The sequence below is a fragment of the Desulfovibrio biadhensis genome (assembly GCF_055388615.1).
The window spans coordinates 3,327,499-3,350,375 of the sequence record NZ_AP042477.1; the positions used below are offsets into that span (position 1 = coordinate 3,327,499).

Consider the following 22,877-nt stretch of genomic DNA (forward strand, 5'->3'; position numbering starts at 1 on the left):
CGCCCGTGTGCTGCATCCCTGGTTTCTCCAGGCGTATCAATGGGGGAGCGTTGGTTGATTCTGGGTGGAAACCAGCAAGCGTAGGATCAACTCATTTTTGAAAACCGCGCGAGGTCGTCGCGCAGTGCCTGGGCGAATTTTGGAAAGCGCATTCCGGCCGAAGGGTGATAGGTGACGTTGCAGACCGTTTCTCCTGGGCCGTTGTGCTCTTGCTCGCGCAAGGCCGCCAAAGACACGCCTTTGGCTGCGTTTCCCAGCATGGAGCGGGCGGCCATCAGCCCCAGCAGAACAATGCGGGATGGCGCCACAGCCTCGATTTGGGGCAGCAGCCACTGTTCTCGGCAGGTTGAAAGCTCGCCAGTATGCGGGTTGCGATTTCCGGGAGGGCGGCATTTTACTGCAGAGGTAATGAAGAAATCCTGCCGCGTAAGGCCAAGCTCTGCGAATATCCTATCCAGAAAAGCGCCGGTGCGGCCATGGAAGGGAAGTCCGGAGAGGTCTTCCTTTTCCCCCGGGGCTTCCCCAATGAGCATGATGCCTTTGGTGCAGCTCCCTTCTCCTGGGACGGTAAGCGTTCTTTCCGCGGCCAGGGGGCACTGGTCACAGGATTGTATGGCGCTGGCCATGCTTTGCAGTTGTTTCAAGTTCAAAATGCTATCCTTTAGGATTGTTCCGGGTCATCTTGCCCCAATTCACAGGCGCGCCCTCTGTAATTGAACAGGGTCGTAACCCCTTTTTTGAGCAGACCATCGAAAATTTTAGGCGCCATGACGCTGCCGGCCACGCGCTTGTTGATTTCTCCAAGCGTGGGATAGGGGTGTACGGCGCCGGCCAGATCCCGCAGTTTGACGCTGCCTGCCATAAAGGTCGTCCATTCCCCGAGCAGGTCGCCCGCATGCGGACCACAGATGTGCACACCCAAAATACGCTCCTTGGCGTCAAGCAGCAGCTTGAGCTTGCCAATTGCGTACCCTTCAGCGCGACTGCGGTCGTTGTCCGCAAAAGACTCGGTCCACACGCTGTAGTCCGTGCCAGCAGCTTGTAATTGCCGCTCTGTTTTGCCCATGACGGCAAGCTCCGGATCGGTATACACGGCGCGGGGCATCCAGGTATAATCCGCCTTGCGCGGAAAGCGGATAATGGCATTGGAGAGGGCAACGCCCCCTTCATACCCTGCGGCATGGGTGAATTGATGTGCGCCCGTCACATCGCCGATGGCGTATATGTGTTGCATGTTGGTGCGCATTTTGGCATCGACCGGGATGCCCTTGGCCGAGAACGTGACGCCTGTCTTTTCCAGATCCAGAGTATCCACATTTGGATGGCGTCCCAAAGCTACAAGCATGGCCGAGGCGCGCAACACATGTGTTTTGCCTGCGTCGTCCATGGCTATGGCTTCTTTTGCGCCTCCGGTTTCGCGCACTTCCTGCAACGCCATGCCGGTCAAGACGCGTACGCCTTCATTTTCCAAAACCTGCTGCACCAGCGCGGCCATGTCCCCATCTTCGGCAGAGAGAATCTGCTTGCTGCGCTGCACCAACGTAGTGTGGCAGCCGAGTCTGTTCAGGGCCTGCGCCATTTCAACGGCAATGGGGCCGCCCCCTAATATGAGCATGTCTGAAGGCAAATCCGCCATGGTGAAGAGTGTTTCGTTGGTAAGGTAGGAAACACCCTCCAGTCCTTTGATTGGGGGCGCTCCAGGACGCGACCCCGTGGCAATGGCCCATTTGGCTGCCGTAATGGTTTTGCCGTCAAGGTTGATGGTGTGCTCGTCAATGAACGTGGCGCGCCCAAAGGCGACCTTGGCGCCCAGGCTGCAGAAACGCTCCGGAGAATCATGGGGCTGGATACTCTCGATAACATCGCGGATTCGTTTCGCTATCTTGCTGAAATCAATAGGATCGGGAGTTGTCTCCGGCAATCCAAAAAAAGGGGCGCTTTGCATCTGATGATATACGCGCGCAGATTTGATGAGGGTCTTGGATGGAACACACCCGTAATGCAGGCAGTCCCCGCCGAGTTTGTCGCGCATCTCCACCAGCAGCGTTTTTGCGCCCATCTGGGCGGCGCCGGAGGTGATGGTAAGACCGGCGGCGCCGCCCCCTATGACACCAAGATCGTAATCGTAAGTAGCCATGATGGTGGGGGAGAATTAGTCGAAATCCACGACGGTTTGATCCCAGGACTTGCGCCAGCGTTGCGGATGCACCGTCACGCCGGGCAAAAGGTAGCCAACCGCGATGAGCATGGGAATCCAGTATCTGTCCGGAATGTTGAATGCCTTGCGTACGCCTTCATGGTCAAACCCATCCATGGGGTGCGTCTGCAGTCCATGGTTGCTGGCGGCATACATTAGCGACATTGCATAGAGGCCGGCGTTTTTGTTGGCAAATGCCTGGGAAGCCGCATCACTGTATCCGTAGAGGGATTTTGTTGCATTGAGAAACCAATCCCGCTGGTCAGGTGTGAATTTGCCTGAATCCAGGAAATCCTTGTAGACCAGCTCAAAGGTTTCGTTCCTTTCTTTCCATCCTTCACGGTCGCCCAGTACAATCAGGACAACAGGGGCTTCAGTAATTTTGGGTTGGTCCCAGGCAAGCGGGCGCAGCTTTTGTTTGCGCTCCATGTCGCGGAGCACGATCAGGTTCCATGGTTGCAGGTTGAAGCTGGAAGGAGCGCGGCCAGCATCTTTAATGACCTGCTCAAGCAAAGGTTGCTCCACATCCTTATCCGGATCAAAAAAGTTGATGGCGCGTCGGTTGTCGAGAATATTTGAAAAATCCATGATGTTCTCCTTGGTATGATCTATAGAAGCACGTTTTCAATGATGGTGAAGCCAGATTCAAAGGATATGATACCACGGCTTGAGAAGAATTCCAGAAAAAAATGCCGACTGGACGTCTTGCCAAGTATGGGGCATTTTTCAAGAACATGAAACGATCAAGAAATGCAGGGTTAAACATTTAACGGACTGAAAATGAACAATATTCTTGCGGAAATACATAGGCTTTTGGTTCAGGATGAGGCTCTTGTGCTGGTCACTGTTTGTGGACACAGCGGTTCCACCCCCCGCAGTAGCGGAGCGAGCATGGCAGTGCTTGGGGACGGTTCGATACGCGGCACCATTGGCGGGGGAGTGGTGGAAGGAAAAGCCATTGAGATGGCCATGGAGTTGTTTGAAAAAGAGCCGGCTACGGCTTTGGTGAGGCGTTTTACTCTCAGCAATACCCTTGCCGCTGCTTCGGACATGGTGTGCGGCGGGCAGTTGGATGTGTTGCTGCAAAGGGTTACCCCGGATGAGCAGGCCAGGGTTTTGTTCAAAACAGCGGCCCGCGCAGTCGCGCAGGGGCACAAGGTTGTGCTTGTGACCCAATTTGAGGTCTTGCAAGAAAAAGACAAGCCCGAGATGCGTGTTTCAGCACGCTGGATGGCCAGTGACAAGGCGCCTTTTCGCGAGAACATGAGTGAAGGTCTTGCCCGCATGGCGCGTGAAGCGGCGGACAGCAGTGAAGCGAGACTTTTTGATTACGAAGGGAAGCGGTACCTTGTGGAACCACAAATGGAGAGCGGAACGCTTATTCTTGCCGGCGCTGGGCATGTTTCGCAACAGACGGCGCGTGTTGCCACCCTGGTGGGGTTCCGCACCATTGTCATTGACGACCGCGAGGAGTTTGCCAACCGTGAACGGTTTGCAGATGCGGCACAGGTGGCTGTCCTGGATTCCTTTGATGACTGCTTCAATCATGTTGCCGTGGATGCCAATAGTTACATAGCCATTTTGACGAGAGGACACCTGCACGACAAGGCTGTGCTGGCCCAGGCGTTACAGACACCTGCCGCCTATATTGGCATGATTGGCAGCACGCGCAAACGGCAGCAAGTGTATGACGCACTATTGGAAGAGGGCGTGTCTGAGGAGTCTCTTGCCAAGGTCCATTGCCCCATCGGGCTGGGCATAGGCGCTGAAACCCCTGAGGAAATCGCTATCAGTATTGTGGCGGAAATTGTGCGCGCCAGAGCTTTACGCAGGGGGGCGACGAAACGTGTCTCCTGATCCTGCGAAAGCGGTGGACGCTATTGTTCTGGCTGCGGGGCTGTCTTCGCGTATGCGCGGATTCAAGCCCTTGCTGCCCCTTGGTGGCCAGAGTGTGCTTGCCCATGTGGTGGATGTACTCAAACAGGGTGGTGTACGAGAGGTAGTGGTTGTTTATGGGCATGAAGGGGAGCGAGTAGATCGGGAGGCAGTGCGACTTGGCGCCCGCCCTGTGCGTAATCCGGACTACCGGGAAGGGATGTTCTCCTCCATGCGCCATGGATTTGCAGCTCTTGCACCAGACTGTGACGCGGCTTTTTTGTTGCCAGTAGATATCCCTCTGGTGCGCGCCTGGACAGTACGACAGCTGTTAGCGTCATATAATGACAACCCGGCTCCCCTGCTGCATCCTACTTTTCTCGGCGAAAGAGGGCACCCTCCCTTGATTGCGCGCAGTCTTTTCAGCGGTATTCCGGAGTATGCGGGAGAGGGGGGGCTGCGCGGCTATTTTGAGAATTTCGAACAGCAGGATCCAGAGTCTGTCCGGGAGGTAGCCGTGCCCGACGCAGGTATCTTGCAGGACATGGATACCGATGCGAGCTATGCGGCTGTCTATGACCGGCATGCACGCCTCGGAGTGCCGACCCTGGAAGAATGCGAAGCGCTATATGAGGATTGCGGCACCCCCAAACCTACACGCCAGCATTGCAGGGCAGTGGCGCGTGTGGCGGTTGCCTTTGCCCGGGCTCTTGGGGACGGCCTGGACCTTGAACTCGTGGAGCGTGCAGCTCTGGTGCATGATCTTGCCAAGGGCAAATCGCGTCACGAAATCGAAGGTGGACGCTTGCTGGAAGAGCGAGGTTTTGACGCCATTGCCCCTATTGTGGCTTCGCATCGAGATATCGTTCCTGATTCCGTGGAGTGGCTGGCGGAGCGCGAAGCCGTCTTCCTGGCGGATAAGCTTGTCAAGGGTGAGCAGCTCGTCCCCATTGAACAACGCTATGGGGTGATGCTTCGTCGCTATTGGAAAAATGTGGAAGCACGCGAAGCCATTCTCGGCCGGTTTTCCAGAGCTCAGGGAATGTACCGCCGTGCGACATTACAGGCGGCTGCACATGCGAAGGAAAGCGTTCTGCTCTACGATCTGGCAGCACAGGCATTGAGCGGGGAATAGCCGGTTGGATGGGGTGTTTCAGTGGCACTGATAAAGGGGGGGCGCAGCGAGCTATTTTGCGCCAGTGCGTAGAAAAACAACCTTGATCGTCTTGATTATTATGCCGATATCCTGACCCAGGGACCAGGTGTCGATGTACTCCAGGTCCAGTCGCACAACTTCATTGAAATCGGTAATCTTGTTGCGGCCGCTCACTTGCCAGAGCCCGGTGATCCCTGGCTTCATGCACACGCGGCGGCGATGCCACAATTCGTACTTGCTTACCTCGTCCAGGGTCGGAGGGCGGGTTCCCACCACACTCATTTCACCACGCATGACATTGATGAATTGGGGAAACTCATCAAGAGATGTCTTGCGCAGAAAACGCCCCACCTTGGTGATGCGGGGATCATTCTCCATCTTGAACATGAGTCCCTGCATTTCGTTGTTCTGTAAAAGCTCCTTTTTCCTTGTTTCAGCGTCAATATACATTGTTCTGAATTTGTAAATGTGAAAGATACGCCCGTTTTGGCCCATACGCGGTTGTTTGAAAAAAATAGGCCCTGGGGAATCAATTTTTATTGCCAACGCAATGAAAGGATACGTAATAAGCATGAAAATCATGCCGATGCTGCTGACGGCATAGTCCAAAATGCGCTTGCGTAAAAGGCCGGATGGATTGATGCGTATGGTGTGCCACATCAATGTGGGAATGTTCTGTATTGATTCTACAGTCAGAACGCGATCGGAAAAGGGGTCGTACATCGCTGGTATGATGCGGTAGTCCAGTCCCAGCTTTTCGCAAACGCTGATATACGGAGTGAGCATTACCTCGGATTTTGGAGGCAGGGCAAAAATAACCTCGTCAATATTCGTTTCGGAGAGTTGCTTTTCAAAATCGTTTATTTTGCCGATTTCAGGGATGAGCGCCTGCTCATAGCGCTTCTCCTCAGTACTTAGGTACCCAATGACTTCGTGGCCCCAGCTTTTTTGACGACCTAATGCGGAGGCAACGTAGGAAACGCGATCACCCTCGCCAACCAGCAAAATTTTGCGGCTGTTGAAGGAAGAGCGCAAATGGCGATCTACATAATATTCAAAAAGGATACGGGAAAGAAGCAGTAAGACAAATGTTGTGCCACCAAATAATACGAGAAAAAGGCGCGAAAAACCCTCTACGCGGGCAATGATGAAAGCAAGACTGAGGAGTGAAAAATCGACGAATAAAGCAAAAAAAACCTTCTTGATGGTGGCATAAAGTGATTGTGTACGGCGATCGGAATATAACCCGAGATGTCCCATGACAAAGCTGTTCAGGAACATGACAAATAAAATTGTGCCGACAAATAATGATTCTTCAATGCTCCAGTTAGGCTCGCCAAAACGCATGCGAAGTTCACGCGCAATATAGCCTGAGGCGATGATGATGAGGCCATCGCCGACAATCATAAGATTGATAAGGTATTCTACTTGTTTTTGGTACATTATTGTCTACAGTTACCCATAGTATTAGCTATGTGGGATGTTGTTCGTGCAAATCTTGTTTTTGTGCGAAAATACTATGAATAGTCGTGTAAAAGCAATTTGCCTATCTTACACGACCTTATCCCCCTGTGTGAAGCAATAATACAAAAACGCTGAATGATATAGCGGTTTTTCCTGTTCTAAGTAGTTGAAAAAATAGTTGTTAAGTATTTATAGTATTTCTTGATGTATCTGCGAAACGTCCGCCCTGGCGCCTCGCCACCTGGCGGTGAGTCTCGAAAAATGTTTTGTGCCAGTTTCTCTGTGGATAAAAACCAGCTCAGTATGGTTGTTGCGCATGCCAGGCAATAGCCGTGCTCAGAATCTCGTCAAGAGAATGTTCTGGTTTCCATCCCAGCGCCTCCCGTACTTTGCTGCTGTCTGCCACTAGCCTGCCAACATCGCCAGGGCGGCGTTCCGCCATGGTGTGCGGCACGGACTGGCCGGAAATACGCTCCACCGCGTTGATAATCTCAAGGACAGAGAAACCGGTCTCGCTGCCGAGGTTGAATACCGTATTGCCGGGTGTTTGCTCCATGTATTCCAGGGCCATCAGATGGGCGCTGCAAATGTCGTTTATATGAATGTAATCCCGCACACAGGAGCCATCAGGCGTGTCGTAATCATCCCCGAAAACGGTGAGGGGCGAGCCTCCTTTTTGCAGCGATTTAATGACGTTTGGGATCAGATGCGTTTCAGGATTGTGGGATTCCCCCACCTCTGCATCGGGGTCTGCGCCTGCAGCATTGAAATAACGAAAGCAGACTGCCCGCAGTTTGTAGGCCGCGGCAAAACTCGAAATGGCCTGCTCCATGGCCAGTTTGGTGACGCCATACGGATTGGCAGGGCGAGTTGGGTGCTCCTCGGACAGGAGTTGGGTTTCCGGAGGGCCATACACCGCTGCCGTAGAGGAAAAAACGAGACGCTCGACCCCATGTCGCCGCATGGCGGCAAGCATGTTTATTGCGCCTGCAACATTGTTTTGCCAATACAGTTCAGGGTTGTGGACGGATTCGGGAACAATGCTCCGCGCTGCAAAATGCATCACTGCGTTTACTTTGAATTTCTCAAACGCCCTGTCGAGGTCTTCCTCACGCAGCAGATCACCCTGGATGGATTCCCCCCATTTGATTGCTTCGCTGTGGCCTGTGCTCAGATTGTCAAAGCACACAGGGGTGTAGCCACGCCCATGGAGCATCTTGAGCATATGAGAGCCGATATAGCCGGCGCCGCCACAGACAAGGATGATTTTATCGCTCACAGTGCCCCCGATTTTTGTAGGCAGAATGAAGAGTACAATTTGGATAACGGCTTGAAGTAAATCGAGTGCTGCAAAAGCGTCTGCAAAGTCTACATAATGCTTGGAAAGAAAACTTTCTCAAACAATTTCATACTGAATAAGACAGCACATGACCGGTGAGATGTCAATGTATATGCAGGCTCTAGCGTATTGTTACGACAGGCTGCATGAGGTGTGCGCAGGGGGAAATTGTGGAAGACAGAAGATATGTACGAGAGCGGGAAAAAACGAACGCCCTGCTGTTTGCGCAACAGGGCGTTCGCTTGTGGGCTATTTGCTGCTCATGCTGCCGATGACAGTGTCGAGTTGCTGCGCCAGTCCGGCAACTTCCTGCACAGCCTTGGAGGACTCGAGCATGACCTGGGAGGTTTCGGAGGATATGCGGTTGACCTCCTCGCTGGCCTGGTTGATCTGTTCGCTTGCAGAAGATTGTTCCTCTGCTGCGGTTGCAATGGAGCGAACCTGATCTGAGGTTTGCTGGACAAGGTCGACAATCTCTCTGAGAACTTCGCCGGAGCGCCCAGCCAGTTCAGTGCTCTGATCAACGGCGCCGACAGCGGCTTCCGTCGCCTGAATGTTCTCATTGGTCACAACCTGAATGTCGTGGACAGCTTGTCCGACTTCCTTGGTTGCGTTCATGGTCTTTTCCGCCAGCTTGCGCACTTCGTCAGCGACAACGGCGAATCCTCTTCCTGCTTCACCTGCTCTGGCTGCTTCGATGGCAGCGTTGAGCGCCAGGAGGTTGGTCTGGTCGGCAATGTCATTAATGACGCCCAGTATGTGGCCGATGTCTTGCGCCTTGCCGCCAAGGTTCTGCATGGCCTTGTTCAAATGGCTGGCGCTTTCCTGCACGCTCTTGATTGCAGTAATGGCCTGGCTGACAATGTCGGCGCCTTCCTGCGCCTTGAGCTTGGCGGCATCTGCGCCTTCTGCTGCATCGGAGGCATTTCTGGCCACCTCCAGAACAGAGGCGTTCATTTGCTCCATGGCAGTGGCCGTTTCTGCAGTACGATCCCGTTGAATATCCGCCCCCCGACTGGCTTGCTCTATTTGGGAAGAAAGCTCTTCCGCAGCGGAGGCCATGTTCTGTGAGATTTCCTCGGCATTGCGTGCGGCGGTGGCTATGCGTTGGTTTTGTTCTTCTATTTGCTTCTGCTGCTTGCGAAGGTCCGTCATATCCACCCAGATGGCCACGGAACCGGCAAGGGTGCCGTCCATATCGAAAAAGGGCGTTGAAGAGGCCATGACAATGATCTCCCCGCCGGTATATTTCTCAAGGACAGCTTCCATTTGTATGGAGCGCTGTTCCTGGATGGCCTTGTTTGTTGCGGTATCTTTGTGGGCGTCGTTGTAAATCAGTTCACCAGTGGTCTGCCCCAGAAAATCGTTGGGCGTTCCCGGTCTTTCCAGAATATCTAAAAGCGACTGATTCACGTATGTGACACGGTTGTTTTTATCTACAACGAGACAGGGGAGCACGATACCCTCGAGCACTCCCTGGGAAAAGCTGAGTTTTTCTTTGAGTTCATCGACCATATGCTGGATTTTCTCGGCCAGAATGGCGAATTCAAGATGGTAGGTGCCTTCAAGCTTGGCGGAAAAGTCTCCTCCAGCAACCGAGGTGGAGAAGGCGAGAATGCGGTTGACTGGTGAGATGACGACTTTGCGGAGAATGAGCATGAGGCCGCCAATGAGCAGCAGACCGATGATGATGCCACCGACAATAAGGAAGTTGCTTTGCTTGATGGCTGCAGCTGCGAGATCATCTTCATACGCAGTCATGCAGACAATCCAGCCTGTGGCCGGAACGGAGGCATAGCTCATACGCTTGTCACGGCCTTCCCATACGTAGGGTTGGCTCCCTTTTTTTCCCTTGATTGCCATTTGTATAAAATCGATCTTGTGCAAATCCTGCATGACAAGTTTTTTATCCACTGCATGTGCGAGCATGACGCCTTTTTGATCTATGATGAAACCGTATCCATTCTCACCTATGCGAATAGGGTCGAGGGTTTGATCGGTAAATTCTTTCCAATTGGGAAATGCAGCAACACCACCAATGGTTTTGCCCGACTTGTCTTTGACGGCAGCGCTGGCACCCATGACGAGCATGTCTTCTTCGGAGCTTTTTGCTTCAAAAATGCTTTTAGAAATATAGACATCTTTGCCAGCAAGTATTTCCTTTACATAATCGCGAGATGAACGATCTTCTCCCGCCAGAGACACTCCGTTGGCGTTGAAACCGGCAATAACCTTGCCTTGAGTGTCGAATATAAAAATGGCCCAATAGTTATTGTATAGGCTTAAAAGTTCTTTCAAACGAGTTTCAACTGCAGCGGTATTGGACTTGGAAAGAAGTGAATCTTCTATTGTATTTTGTATTGCCAGACTTTGGGCAAGCTCTTCTATATTTGTTATGTATCGTTGTGTGTTAAGCGTGATTTGTTTTACCAATTCCTCCATGACTTGCATCTGGTTCTGAAGGACGGTGTTATAGCTGCTTCTGCTGACAAAACTGACGCTGACGACAAGAACAACTGCGATGCTGCCGGCTAGTACCAATGCAATAACGCTGTTGATATGGTGTAGAAATTTTTTCAAGATTTTCCCCTCTGTGCCTAGTGAATATAAAATAGTCTGTAGTCTGTTGCATCTATTGCTTAAATACAAAGCTACTTTATAAGCGAATATATGCGTTTCCGATTTGACGATAATTATACAAATTATCTCATTTTAATTTCTATTACAAGGTTTTTGCAATTATTATCTTTATAATTATCCATTAAATGTGAATGCTACAGAGAAGAAAAAGCAGTTGGGGGCTCTCATTTTGTAGTAAAATGGGAGGCATAATATCCCTCCTAAAATTGAGGGTAAATGTGGTGGAAGAGAATAGAGTTACGTTACTCTATCATTTGCTGGGGCAAAAAGAATACGAGGTCGGGGAAGATACAAAGAAGGATGGCCATCAGCACCATAATGCAAAAGAAAGGGAAGGTGGCGCGTAAAATAGTTGCGGCATTTGTCTGCGCAATGTGCTGGATCACGAAGATGGAGAAACCCACCGGCGGTGTGATTTGGGATAGTTCAACCATGATGACGACGAAAATGCCGAACCACAATGGGTCGAAGCCGGCCGCCACAACAATGGGCAAAACAATGGGCAGTGTCATGACGACAATGGAAATGCCGTCCAGGATCATACCAAGAAAAAGGTACATCAAGCCGAGTACCAGGATGAGCATGTAGGGCGATAACCCCAGAGAGGTGATGTACATGCTTATGGCGCGTGCGATGCCGATGAAGCCAACCACCTGGGAAAGAAAGGCGGCCCCTGCAATGATAAAGCAGATCATGGTGCTGGTTCTTACTGCGGCCAGCAGCGCTGTCTTGAATGTCTCCCAGGAAAGATTACGGAACATGGCGGCTATGCCGAGAGCGCCGAGAACGCCTATTGCCGCTGCCTCAGTGGGGGTTGTCCAGCCCGCATATATGCCGCCGAGCACCAAACCTATCAGCAGAAAGACGGGAAGCAGGTCCTTGAGTGAGGCCAGCCGTTCGGACCAGCTATAGGATTCACGCGCCTCCGGAAGGATATGTGGGTGCAGAAGGGACTGGAGCGCGATATACGCCATATACATGCCTCCAAGCACAAACCCGGGGAGAACGCCTGCGATGAACAGTTTGCCAATGGACGTGTCCGAAAGCACGCCATAAATGATCATGATCAGACTGGGCGGGATTAGAAAGCCCAGTGTTTCCGCCCCAGCCAGTGAACCTATGGCCAGTTTGGGATCATAGCCGCGGCTTTTCAGCTCGTGCAGGGTGATCTTGCCTACCGTGGCCGTGGTGGCCGCACTGGACCCCGAGACTGCAGCAAAAAGAGAGCAGGCCACTACATTGATATGGTACAGGCGACCAGGAATACGCGTCAGCCAGGGAGCCAGGCCATTGAGCAGTTTAGTGGAGATGGCGGTGCGGAATAGAATTTCCCCCATGAGGACAAAAAGAGGCAGTGCCGTCAGCGCCCATGAGTTCATCGAATTCCAGATGGAATTTGCCAACAGGTCGCCGATCTTATCCCAGATGGAAAGTGTCGGAGGCAGATTGATCTGATACAACAGCATGCCGATAATGCCCGAGGCGAACAGGGCAAACCCAATCCACATGCCTAAGAGCAGAAGGCCGAACATGATGGCCACCAGCACCACGGAGAGGAGCAACGGATCGCTTATGATGGCCGCACCCTCCGCAGTATGTACAAAACTATTTCCATGGCCAGCAGCACAAGCCCCACAGGCAGTGCCATTTGCGGAATCCAGAAGGGCGTCTCGGCCATTGTGTCGGCGCGCATGTCCAGGGTGAAGCTCTCACGCACCATATCGATGCTATAGCAGAGGGCGTATATCGTAATGGCAAGGGAGAACAGCGCCGCCAGGATTTCCACCACCTTGGCGACTTTTTTGGGAAGACGTGGAAGCAATAGCTCGATGCGGATAAAGGAGCCGGAACGAAACGTTTCTGCAAACCCAAGCAGGATGAGGGCGACCATGAAATAGCCGCTATATTCGCTGGCAATCTGTGTGGACGATCCGAAAAGGCTTCGGACCAGAATCTCCACCAGAATCAGGCCAACGATAAGCAGCATGAAAAAAGAAGCCAGGTAGGCCCCGGCGCGGGATACGCGGCCGAGGCCATCCAGGCGGGTAAGCAGCTTCGTCATTTGAATCTCGAACTATTTTCCAAACGCGGTGAGTGCTGCCTTGAAATCGTCTCCGGCGTTGGCCTTCATATCAGCAGCCATATCAGCAGCTATCTTGTGCAACTGGTCTTTGAGTTCGGCGCTTGGCTCGGCAATGACAATGCCATTGTCGCCAAGAATCTTCAGAGAATCCACAACACTTTGTTGCGATGCCTTCCACTGGGCTTCTTCTGTTGCAGCAGCCGCTTTGAGTACGGCATCCTGCTGCTCGGGAGAAAGGGATTTCCAGTAGTCCAGGTTGATGGTCATCATGTTCAAGGGGAATGAGTAGTTGATCTTGGTAAAGTGTTTGAGCACTTCCCAGAACTTGCCGTCCTTGCCCGAGGTGGCTGACGTCAGCACGGAGTTTATAAGGCCAGTGGAAAGGGCGGTGTAAACTTCGCCCCATGGCAGCGATTGCGGGCTGGCGCCGCAGCGCTTCAGAAATTCGGCGCCGTTCTTGTCGTAGGTGCGGATCTTGAGGCCGTCCAGATCGGCAACCTTGGCAATGGTGTGGTTGGTGAACAATCCGCTGGGAGGCCATGGCGCTGCGTATAGAAGTTTCTGGTTCCACTTTTCGCAGGCTTTGTCATAGTAGGGCCTGGCCGCTGCATAGAAGGCCTTGGCTTCGTCGTAGGACGCCACCAGCATGGGGATGGTGGAAAGGCCGAAAATTTCATCGCTGCCCGAGACAACGCCCATAAGGATGTCAGACATGGGCAAGGTGGCGTCCTTCACGGCTTTCAGGAGTTCAGGACCTTTGAAGCCCAAGCTGCCGCCGGGATGCACAGTGATCAAAACACTGCCATCTGAATACTCTTTCACCAGTTCGGCGAATTTCTGGGCGCCCTTGGTGTGGAAGTTGGTGTCGGGATAAATGGCGTTACAGTCCATTTTTACCGCGTCCGCGGCAAAGGCTGGCAACGCACTGGAAAACAGTAGGGCGCTCAAGGCCAGGATGCCTGCAATACCGGTCAGTTTCTTCATTTGTCGCCTCCGTTTTGGCATGTCACGGTAATGAAATGCCCCCACATGGGGCAGGTGTTACTCATATCACGCACAGTCATGCAGCATGGTCGGCAAATTGAGCTTACGGCGTTCAAATCAGCTTACACATTATAAGGTGTGTAAAAGGTGGCTTGCGCCGCTCACGTTATGGCGTGAACGTTATTCTTCACCAATGGCGAAAAGGCGTTCAAGATCGTGTCGGGAATAAGCTCGGAAGGCGATAAGCGTCTCGCTGGAGCGTATACCTTCGATGTTTAGAAAGCGTTGTGTAACGATGTTGGAGATGTCTTCATTGTCGCGGCCGCGGATGATGGCAACGATGTCGAAGCGCCCCCCGACTGAATACACCTCGCTGACATGGTCTATATCGACCAAAGCTTCTGCGACTTCATTGACCTTTTTGGGGTCCACTTGCATCAATACAATAGCATTGACCATGGGGTGCTCCTTGAATGTATTTTGTGCTTTGAAATCAAAAACAAAAATAGAAGGTTCATCAATTTGCGTCAAGCACGGAACCACCTTTGGCAACGAGTCTGGCGGCTTGCCTTGCTGTGGTCAGACTGGCGCTTCCATGGGTCAACTGAAGGCGCGCAGCAGCATGAAATAGGCAAGGCCGCCGATGACCAGGCAAAAACAGGGCGGCAGCAAACGTCGCCAGGCTTTGGAAAGTTCGATATCAAAAAACTGGCAGGTCAGGATGAAGCACAGGTGCAGGGGGGAAGCCATGACGCCGGCGTAGCCGGCAAACATTGTCAGCGTCACCCAGGCATGGAGTTCTCCCTGCAGCCCCAATTGCTGCACCAGCGCCAGCACAAGAGGCATGGCCGCTCCGACAAAGGCCATGTTTATGCCGGACACCAGGCCCACGAAAAAAGGCAGGATCACACTAGCGCCGAAAAGGGCTGCGTCGCCTCCTGCAGTTTCTGCAAGGCGATGCACCGCGCCTGATACTTGCAGCACTTCCTTGAAAACGAAAATACCTACGATCACCGACATCATGGTCAGCAAATGGCGGCGTGTGAAAAAGCCGGCAATGGTCAGGGGGCTCACTTTGTTTTGCAGGGCGCTGGTGGTAATCGCACCGAGCAGCGCGGCAATGACACCCCATTCGAATGGCATGTCGGGGGCAAGCAGGGATATGCCCACCTCCAATGCAATGGCTCCCAGGATGGCTACCAACAAGGGGGCGCCTTCAAGCAGAATTTTACTCCATGGAGCAGGGGGGGCAATGGGCTGGAGAAGGTGCTCTTGCTCGTTGCCTTCTGCCTCTGCAAGAGCGCTGGTGGCGGGGCGCAAGACAAAATACCACCCTGCAATTAGGCCTATGATGGGCGAAGGGGAAAGTATGAATGCCAGGTGGACAAGCCCGATGCCAGATAGCGATGCCGCGAGGATGACACCGGGGTACAACGGCCAGGCCAGTTCCCAGATGTGGCGATACCAGTAGTTTATCAAGGCCTGATCCACCGGTGACACGTTTGTCATGATGCGCCGCTTTTCAAGCTTTTCTGCCATAGTTCGCACCATGGGGGCGGAAAAAACAGCTCCCCCCGGCATTGGCAGCAGGCCGATAAGCGCTGGAAAAAAAGCCAAGGAAAGCCTCGGCTTGCGGATGCGTCCGGAAAGTGCATCCAGGAGTCGCCCGGCCTGGCCGCTGTGATCGAGGAGATCGGAAAATACCAGTATCAAGGCGACGATGGACGCCAGGAAAAGGGTCTGTTCCTGGAAAATGCCCTGAATTGCGGCCTGCCCCCATTCGATGAGACCCATGCCGAAAAGCAGGGCCAGCAGAATGCTGCCAATGATGATGGAAAGGGCAAGGCCGATGCGCAGTCGGATGCCGGCTAGCATGGCGAAAAAGGCAAGTAAGACTTTGCCAAGAGGGAGCAGGGAGAGCAGTGTCATGGGAGGTAGTTTTCAGGATGCCTTGTTTTGGGCGGTTTTAATGGCAGCTATCCAATCTGTGGGGCCGGAGACGAGGAAGGCGGCTGCATCAGGGCCGGATTCTGTGGTAAAATCCACACGCAGTAAGGGGCGAAGGCTCAGTTTGCCCAAAAATTTCGATGGCGTCGAGAGTTCCGATATTTTTTCCAGGGGAATATTGACTTCGCGCCTGGGAACCGCCTGGAGAAAAAACAATTTATCTGGCAAAAGCACAAGTGAACCGTTGCCGCGAATCTGGGTCATACCCTTAGAAAGAACGCCGTAAAAGTTGGCAAAACCGGCGGCCTTGATGGCCTGACTGGTATCGACGCGTGTACAGACATCTTTGACAACACTCGCGCGTACAGCAGCAAACAAAAGCCGCAAGACGACTATAAGAAGCAGAACACCCGCGGTGATGAGCATGATTATGGGCAGTGTCTTGGGCATGGTCTTATCATGTAGTTTTTTATCTGGTTCCAGGAAATACCGCGCGCATCTTGTTTGAAAAAAAGTGAAAGTGGTGTTCCTGGCAGAAAGCGTTTTTTTATTTGGAAACCCCGGTTTTGTCTTCAGGCATGGGGCGCTTGCCCCTGCTCTGGGCATTGGGTAGCATGCGCACCCGTTTGCAGCAAAAGCCAATGCGAACTATAGCCATTAGCACGCAAAGAATGAAGGCCCTTTCAGGGGTATATACCTAAACAGAAAAAGGGGGACTGCATGGCAGAAACCATTGATGAATTGACTGTGAATTATGAAGAAGACGGGCAACTTGTGGTCAAGGAGCTGGATAAACAGGTTCTGACCAAAGGCGCCTGGAGCACCATTCTTTTCAAATATCAGGACATGGACCGCAAAAAAGGTGAATACGGACCGGTTAAATTCGTGATCCGTCGTTATCGCAAGATGCAGGGAACCTATCGCCCGCAGTCGAAATTCACCATTTCCAGCAGGGATCAGGCCCAAAAGATTATTGATATTCTTTCCACCTGGCTGGATGACGAAGAAGAGTAGCTTTTCGCACGCAAAACAGTAAGGGGGCTTTTTCCGCCAGCCGCGCGGTGGTTGTGCCCACCATGCGGCTGGCCGTAAAGGCCTGCGTATCTTCTGAACTATTTTGGAGGGCGAAGCGGCTGTTCTGACAGGCGTTTGTGTGCCTGTGCTCCCTGAGTTGTTTTGTGTCGTTCAGGGAATAGCGCAACAGTAATGGTCTTCCATACAGATTTTGCAACGTCCTCATCGTCCGGAATGGGGCGCCCCTTATTTATTCAGGAGCTTTACACCTGTCTAGTACGCTGTAATTGAAGGCGTCTTAATCATAAGGCAAGGCGCTGATGCGCATGAGCCGGCTCCAGTCATGATGGCTTTCGATAAAGCGCACTGTGCCGGTCTTGCCGCGGATGACCAGGGAATGTGTGACGGCGCCTTTGCCTGTGAATTTTACGCCCTGCAATAATGAGCCGGATGAAATGCCCGTACAGGCGAAGAAGCTGTCTTCCGACGCCACAAGGTCTTTTTCGGTGAGCATGGCGTTTGGATCAACACCTGCGTCGAGTATTGCCTGACGCTCTTCGGGTGTCTGCGGATCAAGGCGCGCCAGCATGCACCCACCTGTACCATGCAGGGCGCAGGCCGTTATGACGCCCTCCGGCGTACCGCCGGTGCCCAGCATCAGGTCCACTTCCGCATTGGGGCTTACCACCATCAATGAGCCGGCAACGTCGCCGTCGCTATGCAATTGAATGCGGGCTCCAGCTTCGCGTATCGCCTGGATCAGGCGCTGGTGGCGGGGTTTGTCCAGCACAAAGACAACCAGGTCGTCTACGTCCTTCTCCAGGGCTTTGGCCACGCGCTCAAGATTCCTGGAAACCGGAGCGTCCAGGTCCACCACGTCCCGTGCTTCCTGAGGAGCGACAAGCTTCTGCATGTACCAACTCGGGCCGGGGCGGAACATGCTGCCGGCCGGCGCTACTCCCACCACGCTGATGGCATTCGGGCGACCATAGGCCAGCAGGCTCGTTCCCTCCACAGGGTCCACGGCCACATCCACGGCGGGGCCGCTGCCACTGCCCAGGCTTTCGCCGTTGAACAGCATGGGCGCGCGGTCCTTTTCGCCTTCGCCTATGACGACGGTGCCCTGGATCGAAAGGGCATTGAAGGTGGTGCGCATGGCGTCCACAGCCGCACCGTCGCTGGATTCCCTGTCGCCTTTGCCCAGCCAGCGTGCGGCGCTCATGGCTGCGGCTTCAGTGACACGCACCAAATCCATTGCAAAGTTTTGTTCTGGAATTTCAACGGCCATGGCGCCCCCTTCGGGCAAGAGAAGTGGGTTACTTGAACTGTTCGATACGGCGCAGGTGGCGCCCTCCTTCGAATGCCGCTTCCAGATAGGCGTCAACAATGCTTTCGGCAACGTCCAGCCCCAGCACGCGTTCACCCAGGCAAAGCACATTGGCGTCGTTGTGCTGGCGGCTGCGGCGGGCCATGTATTCGTTGGTGCAGAGTGCTGCCCGTATGCCGGGGCATTTGTTGGCGGCCATGCTCATGCCGATGCCAGTGCCGCAGATCAGGATGCCCAGAGAGCCTTCGCTGTGCACGCTGTCGCAAAGTTTGTGGGCGAAAACGGGGTAGTCCGTGCTCGCTGTGGAATCCGGACCAAGGTCCACCACTTCGTAACCGGCGTCTTGCAGATGCTTGACAAGGTGGCTTTTCAGGGTAAGGCCCCCGTGGTCAGATGCAATGTGGATGCGTTGGGACATGGTTCACCTCAGGATCAGTGCCCGGTTTGTGGCACGTTGATTCATGTTGGACAGAAGGGCTCGGGATTCCATTGGGGAAAGCTCCCTCGCGTGCTTAAAAACGATGTGTTACGCCAGCCCGAACTTTCGCCGAAGCCTGGCTTCGAACTGTTGACGCATGGTCTGACGTTCGCTGCGCAAATGCGCTATTTCGGTTTCCAGAAAGCGGACCTGCTTCATTGCTAGGACGCTGTCGTCGCCAAGAGCAGGCAGCTCGACCTTTCTGCCGAGGTCGTATTCGGGCTCACGCCCTTTCAAGTCCGCGGCCACGGCAATGCCCAGGGCAGTATGCTCCTGCGCCAGACGTTTTTTCAGTTGTTGCAGTTCCCAGGCGCGCAGGCCTTTCAGGCCCAGCCAGGAAAGCTCACTGAAGATGACACGGATACCCAAATAAAAATTGCTGATAATGCCGCGACGCGGCGCGTCTGCATTGATTCCAGACATTGTCCCGTTCTCCGGTTGGCGTCGTTATTGTTACCCGTCGGCGGTGTTTTTCAGAAGAAGCACCCTGGTTTCAGGGGGGAGTTCAAGGGTCAGCGCGTCCACAGGCCAGGGCTCGTTTTTCAGTTCGAGCTCTTTGATGAAAACTATGGCGCGTTCACCGCTCGAGCGTTGCATGCGGATTTTTTGCGGCAGGGAGGGGAGCCCCTGATCCTCCAACGATCCACTGAATTCCATGCTCCAGGGATCTGATTCATGAGTACGCATGCCCACAGGTACGCCCGCAGCGGTCAACTCCACGGAAAAGCGTCGGCCGCCCGTAGCAACCGTAAAAAGGTAAAGTCCTTCATTGGTGCGTCTGACGGTAAGGTAATGCTCGGGCATCAACTCTGCAAACCGCCCGCAAATGAGCAGGGCCAGTTCGCGCAGGGTGAACGGCAGGTTGATGCCGAAAGCGGCCATGCCAAGGCGGCCGTCCTGATGGACATACGCCGTCTGTTTGTCGGGCAGATAGGCCATGAACTCTCCCATGTCCTCACGCCACAGGGCAACCGTGGAGCCCAGCCCCGCGCGCAGGTCCAACCGCAAGGGGTAGTTGAGGTTCCCCCAGAAGGAAACAGAGACGCGGCTTTTTGCCTGGGGGCCTGCATAATTCAAGGATGCGCTGGCGGAAAAGCCTTCTGCATCAGCCGCAGCAGGGGCGTCCTTCAAAAAAAGCGCCCAAACCGCATCGGGGTGGGGTGCTGCTGCGCCTTCTTCCGCAATTGGCGCAGGTGGCGTCTTGGGCGCACAAGATGCGAGCAGCGCACAGACCAGCAGGAGGCCAAGCGCAATAAACGGACCTTTGCAAGAGCGTGTCAGGCCTTCAAGGGCGGAGGGGCGCGTTGGTTGCAGCATCATGCTCCGCAAAATGGTTGGTTAGAGGGCCTCGAGCTTGCGTCGAACAGCTTCAGGATCCTCGGGGTTCAGCGTAAGCGACTTCTCGTACCCTGTGCGTGCTTCCTGGATGTTGCCCAAAGAGGCGGCAATGTCACCGTAGTGCTCCCATATAATGGGATCGGAATCGGCAAGCTTCACTGCCTGCTGAATTTCTTCCCAGGCTTCGGGCAAACGCCCCATGCGGTAGAGCACCCAGGCCATGGAGTCCTGAATGTAGCCGTTGTCTGGCTTCAGACGCTTGGCCTTGGTCAAAAGCGTGTAGGCGCGGTCCAACTGCTGGTTGCGGTCGGCAAGGGTATAGCCCAGGTAGTTGAGCGCATCGGCATGGTCAGGGGAAATGGTGACGATGCGTTCCATCACCGCCAGGGCCTCATCCTTTTGGTCTGTCTTGTCCAGAAGCACACCGAAAAGGAACAGCAGTTCAGGCTCGTCCGGCCACTTTTTGAGCGCCACTTCAAGGACGTTCAGGGCGTCGCTGAGATTTTCCTGATCTTCGAGCAGGCTCGCTTCGAGAATCCAGAATTCCTCATCGTCCTGAAACATGGCGCGGCCTTCACGGGCCAGTTGCAGGGCTTCAGCCTTGTCTTCACTGGTACCGCGCTCCCACAGCAAATGCGCACGGAATCGCAGGGCTCTGCTGTAGAATCGGTTGTCGTGCGGCACTTTTTCCAGCAGGGAAATGGCCTTGTCCAGGTTCTTGTCACCGCGGTAGGCAAGCAAGGCAAGGTAGAAATTGACTTCCTTGGCTTCGGGGTTGTCCTTGGTGAGGGGCAGAAAGACTTGCTCTGCCTGCTTGTAGTAGTTCTGGTCAACGAAAAGTGTTCCCGCACCGAGGGCGAAGCTCAGGTCGGCAGGGCCTTTGCGCACAAGCGCCAGCGCCTGGTCAGGGCGCCCCATTTTGAGGTTGAGGTCCACCAGTCGCAGCCAGAGTTCCTGACTGGACTCCCCCATTTCGAGCATGTGGGTATACGTGGCAAGAGCCTTGCCGTAATCCTGCTCCAGCTCATAGAGATAGGCCAACTCGGCCCATGCTTCGATGATGCCGGAGTCACTCGCAACGGCCTGTTTCAGGAGCTTGATGGCCAGGTTGCGCTTGCCCAGCCCTTCGTGGGCCTTGGCCAGGTAATACAGGATGATCGGCCCCTGCTCGTCTTTGGGAATATCGCCGAGAACATCGAGGGCTTTCTGGTACTGTTCATTGCGTATCAGAATGTCCGCCAGTTCCTGGCGGGTGAGCATGTCATCGGGGTTTTTCTCGAGATACGAATTGATAGTGGCCGCAGCGTCATCGAGCTGCTTTTCCGCCAGGTACAGTTGCGCGAGCATCAGCTCCAGCTCCTGGCTTTCCGGATAGCGCGCCAGCCCTTGCTGCAATACCTGCTTGGTGCGCTCTGCATCGCCCTGGTGCCAGTAAAAATTAGCCGCTTCCACGAAAATTTGCGGGGAGGCGTCTGTCTGCAGCAGACCTTCCAGGGCAAACTCACCAATGGTGCTGTTGTTTTGCCGTTTGGCGTCTTCCAGAAGCAGGTAATAATATGTGGAACTGGCGTCGGTGCTCAATTCCCAATCCTTGGGAGAGAGCTGTTCCTCAAGTGTCTTGGTGCAGGCGCCGACCAGCAGGGCCAGACACAATGCAGCCGCTATGGCAATGTAGGATTTAAGCATGTTGTTTTTTATGAAAGAGTTCTGCCAGACAGAACCCCACAATTCCTTTCTGAAAAGTGTACAGGCTTTTACCCAGAGTGGAAAGTGGCACTGTGCGGGGTGCTATGCACCCCATGCTTGGCCATCAATCCTCGTTGGGAATCCAATCCTCTGAAAAATCGTCTATATTTTTGGTTAAGTGAACACGGAGTTTCTGGAGAAGACGTGTTTCCAGCTGCCGCACCCTCTCGCGCGTGATACCGTATTTTTCGCCAATTTCACGCAAGGTCACAGGGGATTCCGCCAACAGCCTTGTTTCAAGGATGTCGCGCTCCTTGTCATTGAGTTCCGGCAGAATGGTTCCGATCTGCTCTTTGAGCGCGTGAGAAATCTCGTTCTGAGCCAAGGTCGCTTCGATGCCGGGTTCCAGCGCAGGGAGGATGTCCAGTCTGGTGGTTGTGGAGTCATCGCCAAGGGTGAGGTCCAGCGACATGTCATTGGCGCCCATGCGCTGCTCCATCTCCGTCACCTGTGCTTCGCTGACATTGAGATTCTGGGAGAGCATGGCCGCGTCCGGATCAAACCCCTGGGCCTGGAGACGCTGCCGCTCCTTGTTCAGATTGTAGAACAACTTCCGCTGGGCCTGTGTGGTGCCGATCTTGACCAGCCGCCAGTTGTCCATGATGAACTTGAGGATGTAGGCCTTGATCCAGAAAGAGGCGTAGTAGGAGAACTTGATGCCTTTTTCGGGATCGAACTTCTGCACGGCGCGCATCAGTCCGACATTGCCTTCCTGGATGAGGTCCAGCACGTTCTGCATCCAGCGGCGCTGGAAATCCATGGCGATTTTCACCACCAGCCGCAGGTGCGAGGACACCAGCCTGAAGGCGGCATCCTGATCGTTATGGGTTTGAACACGCTTGGCCAGCGCGTATTCCTCTTCTGGCTCGAGCATGGGAAAGCGGTTTATCTCGCGGAGATAAAGGCGCAGGGGGTCCCGCACCTGGGTTGCGCTGCCCGGGGAGGGCATGGGCAGGTGCAAGGGGCCGGGGCTTTCCTTGTCAGAATCATCCGAGTCGTCGTCCAGAGAACCGTCGTCCGCCACGTCAGCATCGACAACCTCGTCCACATCTTCGTCGAGGTCAGCGGTTTCCAGTTCCTCCTGGCTCTGTTCTTCTTCGGGCTCGTGCGCTTTATTTGCGTTGTTTTTGTCTTCAGGCATAGGCCTCTTGCTCATTGCTGCTGCTTAACGTAAGGTTCCGGTCTGCTCAAAGGCCATCTTGGTCTAAGAAGACAACGTATATTTTTTGCCAGCCCTTTTCAACGTCTTTCAGGAGGAGCCGGGTAACCTTATCCGGCCGGACAGGATA

At 53.9% G+C, this 22,877-nt stretch carries 21 protein-coding genes; 3 read left to right on the plus strand and 18 right to left on the minus strand.

Annotated elements, in window-relative coordinates:
* Positions 1 to 86 precede the first annotated feature (86 nt).
* The 3 genes from ACZ5EH_RS14415 to ACZ5EH_RS14425 are packed head-to-tail and all read right to left on the minus strand — an operon-like array spanning position 87 to position 2,785.
* Positions 87 to 650 (minus strand): uracil-DNA glycosylase, encoded by a 564-nt coding sequence (locus tag ACZ5EH_RS14415; protein ID WP_464274578.1) that lies wholly within the window; start codon positions 648 to 650, stop codon positions 87 to 89.
* A gap of 11 nt (positions 651 to 661) precedes the next feature.
* Complete coding sequence (locus ACZ5EH_RS14420; RefSeq protein WP_464274579.1) at positions 662 to 2,137, minus strand: dihydrolipoyl dehydrogenase family protein; 1,476 nt, start codon at positions 2,135 to 2,137, stop codon at positions 662 to 664.
* 15 nt (positions 2,138 to 2,152) lie between these two features.
* Positions 2,153 to 2,785, minus strand: coding sequence for a nitroreductase family protein (locus ACZ5EH_RS14425; RefSeq protein ID WP_464274580.1), 633 nt, complete (start codon positions 2,783 to 2,785; stop codon positions 2,153 to 2,155).
* Between the two features lie 192 nt (positions 2,786 to 2,977).
* Between ACZ5EH_RS14425 and ACZ5EH_RS14430 the strand changes: the two genes are divergently transcribed.
* Positions 2,978 to 4,054 carry an XdhC family aldehyde oxidoreductase maturation factor gene (locus tag ACZ5EH_RS14430; RefSeq protein WP_464274581.1) on the plus strand — a complete coding sequence of 359 codons (1,077 nt, stop codon included), beginning with the start codon at positions 2,978 to 2,980 and terminating at the stop codon, positions 4,052 to 4,054.
* The gene (locus tag ACZ5EH_RS14435) at positions 4,044 to 5,207 is read left to right on the plus strand and encodes a DVU_1551 family NTP transferase (protein WP_464274582.1); all 1,164 of its coding nucleotides are present in this window, start codon (positions 4,044 to 4,046) and stop codon (positions 5,205 to 5,207) included. Before ACZ5EH_RS14430 ends, ACZ5EH_RS14435 begins: the two co-directional genes overlap by 11 nt.
* A 51-nt stretch (positions 5,208 to 5,258) precedes the next feature.
* Here the strand turns inward: ACZ5EH_RS14435 and ACZ5EH_RS14440 are convergent, their stop codons facing one another.
* The 9 genes from ACZ5EH_RS14440 to ACZ5EH_RS14480 form a co-directional block, all read right to left on the minus strand.
* Positions 5,259 to 6,671 (minus strand): sugar transferase, encoded by a 1,413-nt coding sequence (locus ACZ5EH_RS14440; RefSeq protein WP_464274583.1) that lies wholly within the window; start codon positions 6,669 to 6,671, stop codon positions 5,259 to 5,261.
* A gap of 319 nt (positions 6,672 to 6,990) precedes the next feature.
* On the minus strand, positions 6,991 to 7,971 hold the full coding sequence (gene galE / locus ACZ5EH_RS14445; RefSeq protein ID WP_464274584.1) for a UDP-glucose 4-epimerase GalE: 981 nt from the start codon (positions 7,969 to 7,971) through the stop codon (positions 6,991 to 6,993).
* 309 nt (positions 7,972 to 8,280) lie between these two features.
* The gene (locus ACZ5EH_RS14450; protein ID WP_464274585.1) at positions 8,281 to 10,611 is read right to left on the minus strand and encodes a methyl-accepting chemotaxis protein; all 2,331 of its coding nucleotides are present in this window, start codon (positions 10,609 to 10,611) and stop codon (positions 8,281 to 8,283) included.
* Positions 10,612 to 10,913: 302 nt separating this feature from the next.
* Positions 10,914 to 12,248, minus strand: coding sequence for a TRAP transporter large permease (locus ACZ5EH_RS14455; RefSeq protein ID WP_464278306.1), 1,335 nt, complete (start codon positions 12,246 to 12,248; stop codon positions 10,914 to 10,916).
* Complete coding sequence (locus ACZ5EH_RS14460) at positions 12,242 to 12,733, minus strand: TRAP transporter small permease subunit (protein ID WP_464274586.1); 492 nt, start codon at positions 12,731 to 12,733, stop codon at positions 12,242 to 12,244. The genes ACZ5EH_RS14455 and ACZ5EH_RS14460 overlap by 7 nt, the downstream gene beginning before the upstream one ends.
* A 12-nt stretch (positions 12,734 to 12,745) precedes the next feature.
* Positions 12,746 to 13,738, minus strand: a complete 993-nt coding sequence (locus ACZ5EH_RS14465; protein WP_464274587.1) for a TRAP transporter substrate-binding protein — start codon at positions 13,736 to 13,738, stop codon at positions 12,746 to 12,748.
* A 180-nt stretch (positions 13,739 to 13,918) separates the two neighbouring features.
* Complete coding sequence (locus ACZ5EH_RS14470; RefSeq protein ID WP_464274588.1) at positions 13,919 to 14,197, minus strand: Lrp/AsnC family transcriptional regulator; 279 nt, start codon at positions 14,195 to 14,197, stop codon at positions 13,919 to 13,921.
* Between the two features lie 141 nt (positions 14,198 to 14,338).
* Positions 14,339 to 15,667 (minus strand): DUF401 family protein, encoded by a 1,329-nt coding sequence (locus ACZ5EH_RS14475; RefSeq protein ID WP_464274589.1) that lies wholly within the window; start codon positions 15,665 to 15,667, stop codon positions 14,339 to 14,341.
* Positions 15,668 to 15,679: 12 nt separating this feature from the next.
* On the minus strand, positions 15,680 to 16,135 hold the full coding sequence (locus ACZ5EH_RS14480; protein WP_464274590.1) for a hypothetical protein: 456 nt from the start codon (positions 16,133 to 16,135) through the stop codon (positions 15,680 to 15,682).
* A gap of 270 nt (positions 16,136 to 16,405) precedes the next feature.
* Here ACZ5EH_RS14480 and ACZ5EH_RS14485 point away from each other — a divergent pair, with 270 nt between their 5' ends.
* On the plus strand, positions 16,406 to 16,699 hold the full coding sequence (locus tag ACZ5EH_RS14485; RefSeq protein WP_464274591.1) for a hypothetical protein: 294 nt from the start codon (positions 16,406 to 16,408) through the stop codon (positions 16,697 to 16,699).
* 298 nt (positions 16,700 to 16,997) lie between these two features.
* Here ACZ5EH_RS14485 and glpX read toward each other — a convergent pair whose 3' ends face one another.
* From glpX to ACZ5EH_RS14515, 6 genes are all read right to left on the minus strand, one after another.
* Positions 16,998 to 17,987 carry a class II fructose-bisphosphatase gene (gene glpX, locus ACZ5EH_RS14490; protein WP_464274592.1) on the minus strand — a complete coding sequence of 330 codons (990 nt, stop codon included), beginning with the start codon at positions 17,985 to 17,987 and terminating at the stop codon, positions 16,998 to 17,000.
* A 28-nt stretch (positions 17,988 to 18,015) separates the two neighbouring features.
* Complete coding sequence (gene rpiB, locus ACZ5EH_RS14495) at positions 18,016 to 18,444, minus strand: ribose 5-phosphate isomerase B (RefSeq protein WP_464274593.1); 429 nt, start codon at positions 18,442 to 18,444, stop codon at positions 18,016 to 18,018.
* Positions 18,445 to 18,552: 108 nt separating this feature from the next.
* Positions 18,553 to 18,927 (minus strand): hypothetical protein, encoded by a 375-nt coding sequence (locus ACZ5EH_RS14500; RefSeq protein WP_464274594.1) that lies wholly within the window; start codon positions 18,925 to 18,927, stop codon positions 18,553 to 18,555.
* 30 nt (positions 18,928 to 18,957) lie between these two features.
* Entirely contained in the window at positions 18,958 to 19,824 is an 867-nt protein-coding gene (locus tag ACZ5EH_RS14505; protein WP_464274595.1) for a hypothetical protein, read from the minus strand.
* An 18-nt stretch (positions 19,825 to 19,842) separates the two neighbouring features.
* Positions 19,843 to 21,528 carry a tetratricopeptide repeat protein gene (locus ACZ5EH_RS14510; protein ID WP_464274596.1) on the minus strand — a complete coding sequence of 562 codons (1,686 nt, stop codon included), beginning with the start codon at positions 21,526 to 21,528 and terminating at the stop codon, positions 19,843 to 19,845.
* A 124-nt stretch (positions 21,529 to 21,652) separates the two neighbouring features.
* Positions 21,653 to 22,744, minus strand: a complete 1,092-nt coding sequence (locus tag ACZ5EH_RS14515) for a sigma-70 family RNA polymerase sigma factor (RefSeq protein WP_464274597.1) — start codon at positions 22,742 to 22,744, stop codon at positions 21,653 to 21,655.
* Between the last annotated feature and the right edge of the window lie 133 nt (positions 22,745 to 22,877).

What these genes read in the sequence shown, in the direction of transcription:
- ACZ5EH_RS14440 (WP_464274583.1), bottom strand. Translation starts at nt 6,671, where the DNA reads ATGTACCAAAAACAAGTAGAATACCTTATCAATCTTATGATTGTCGGC.
- ACZ5EH_RS14480 (WP_464274590.1), bottom strand. Translation starts at nt 16,135, where the DNA reads ATGCCCAAGACACTGCCCATAATCATGCTCATCACCGCGGGTGTTCTG.
- ACZ5EH_RS14470 (WP_464274588.1), bottom strand. Translation starts at nt 14,197, where the DNA reads ATGGTCAATGCTATTGTATTGATGCAAGTGGACCCCAAAAAGGTCAAT.
- ACZ5EH_RS14510 (WP_464274596.1), bottom strand. Translation starts at nt 21,528, where the DNA reads ATGCTTAAATCCTACATTGCCATAGCGGCTGCATTGTGTCTGGCCCTG.
- glpX (WP_464274592.1), bottom strand. Translation starts at nt 17,987, where the DNA reads ATGGCCGTTGAAATTCCAGAACAAAACTTTGCAATGGATTTGGTGCGT.
- ACZ5EH_RS14515 (WP_464274597.1), bottom strand. Translation starts at nt 22,744, where the DNA reads ATGAGCAAGAGGCCTATGCCTGAAGACAAAAACAACGCAAATAAAGCG.
- ACZ5EH_RS14500 (WP_464274594.1), bottom strand. Translation starts at nt 18,927, where the DNA reads ATGTCTGGAATCAATGCAGACGCGCCGCGTCGCGGCATTATCAGCAAT.
- ACZ5EH_RS14460 (WP_464274586.1), bottom strand. Translation starts at nt 12,733, where the DNA reads ATGACGAAGCTGCTTACCCGCCTGGATGGCCTCGGCCGCGTATCCCGC.
- ACZ5EH_RS14505 (WP_464274595.1), bottom strand. Translation starts at nt 19,824, where the DNA reads ATGATGCTGCAACCAACGCGCCCCTCCGCCCTTGAAGGCCTGACACGC.
- ACZ5EH_RS14485 (WP_464274591.1), top strand. Translation starts at nt 16,406, where the DNA reads ATGGCAGAAACCATTGATGAATTGACTGTGAATTATGAAGAAGACGGG.
- ACZ5EH_RS14425 (WP_464274580.1), bottom strand. Translation starts at nt 2,785, where the DNA reads ATGGATTTTTCAAATATTCTCGACAACCGACGCGCCATCAACTTTTTT.
- ACZ5EH_RS14475 (WP_464274589.1), bottom strand. Translation starts at nt 15,667, where the DNA reads ATGACACTGCTCTCCCTGCTCCCTCTTGGCAAAGTCTTACTTGCCTTT.
- ACZ5EH_RS14430 (WP_464274581.1), top strand. Translation starts at nt 2,978, where the DNA reads ATGAACAATATTCTTGCGGAAATACATAGGCTTTTGGTTCAGGATGAG.
- ACZ5EH_RS14465 (WP_464274587.1), bottom strand. Translation starts at nt 13,738, where the DNA reads ATGAAGAAACTGACCGGTATTGCAGGCATCCTGGCCTTGAGCGCCCTA.
- ACZ5EH_RS14420 (WP_464274579.1), bottom strand. Translation starts at nt 2,137, where the DNA reads ATGGCTACTTACGATTACGATCTTGGTGTCATAGGGGGCGGCGCCGCC.
- rpiB (WP_464274593.1), bottom strand. Translation starts at nt 18,444, where the DNA reads ATGTCCCAACGCATCCACATTGCATCTGACCACGGGGGCCTTACCCTG.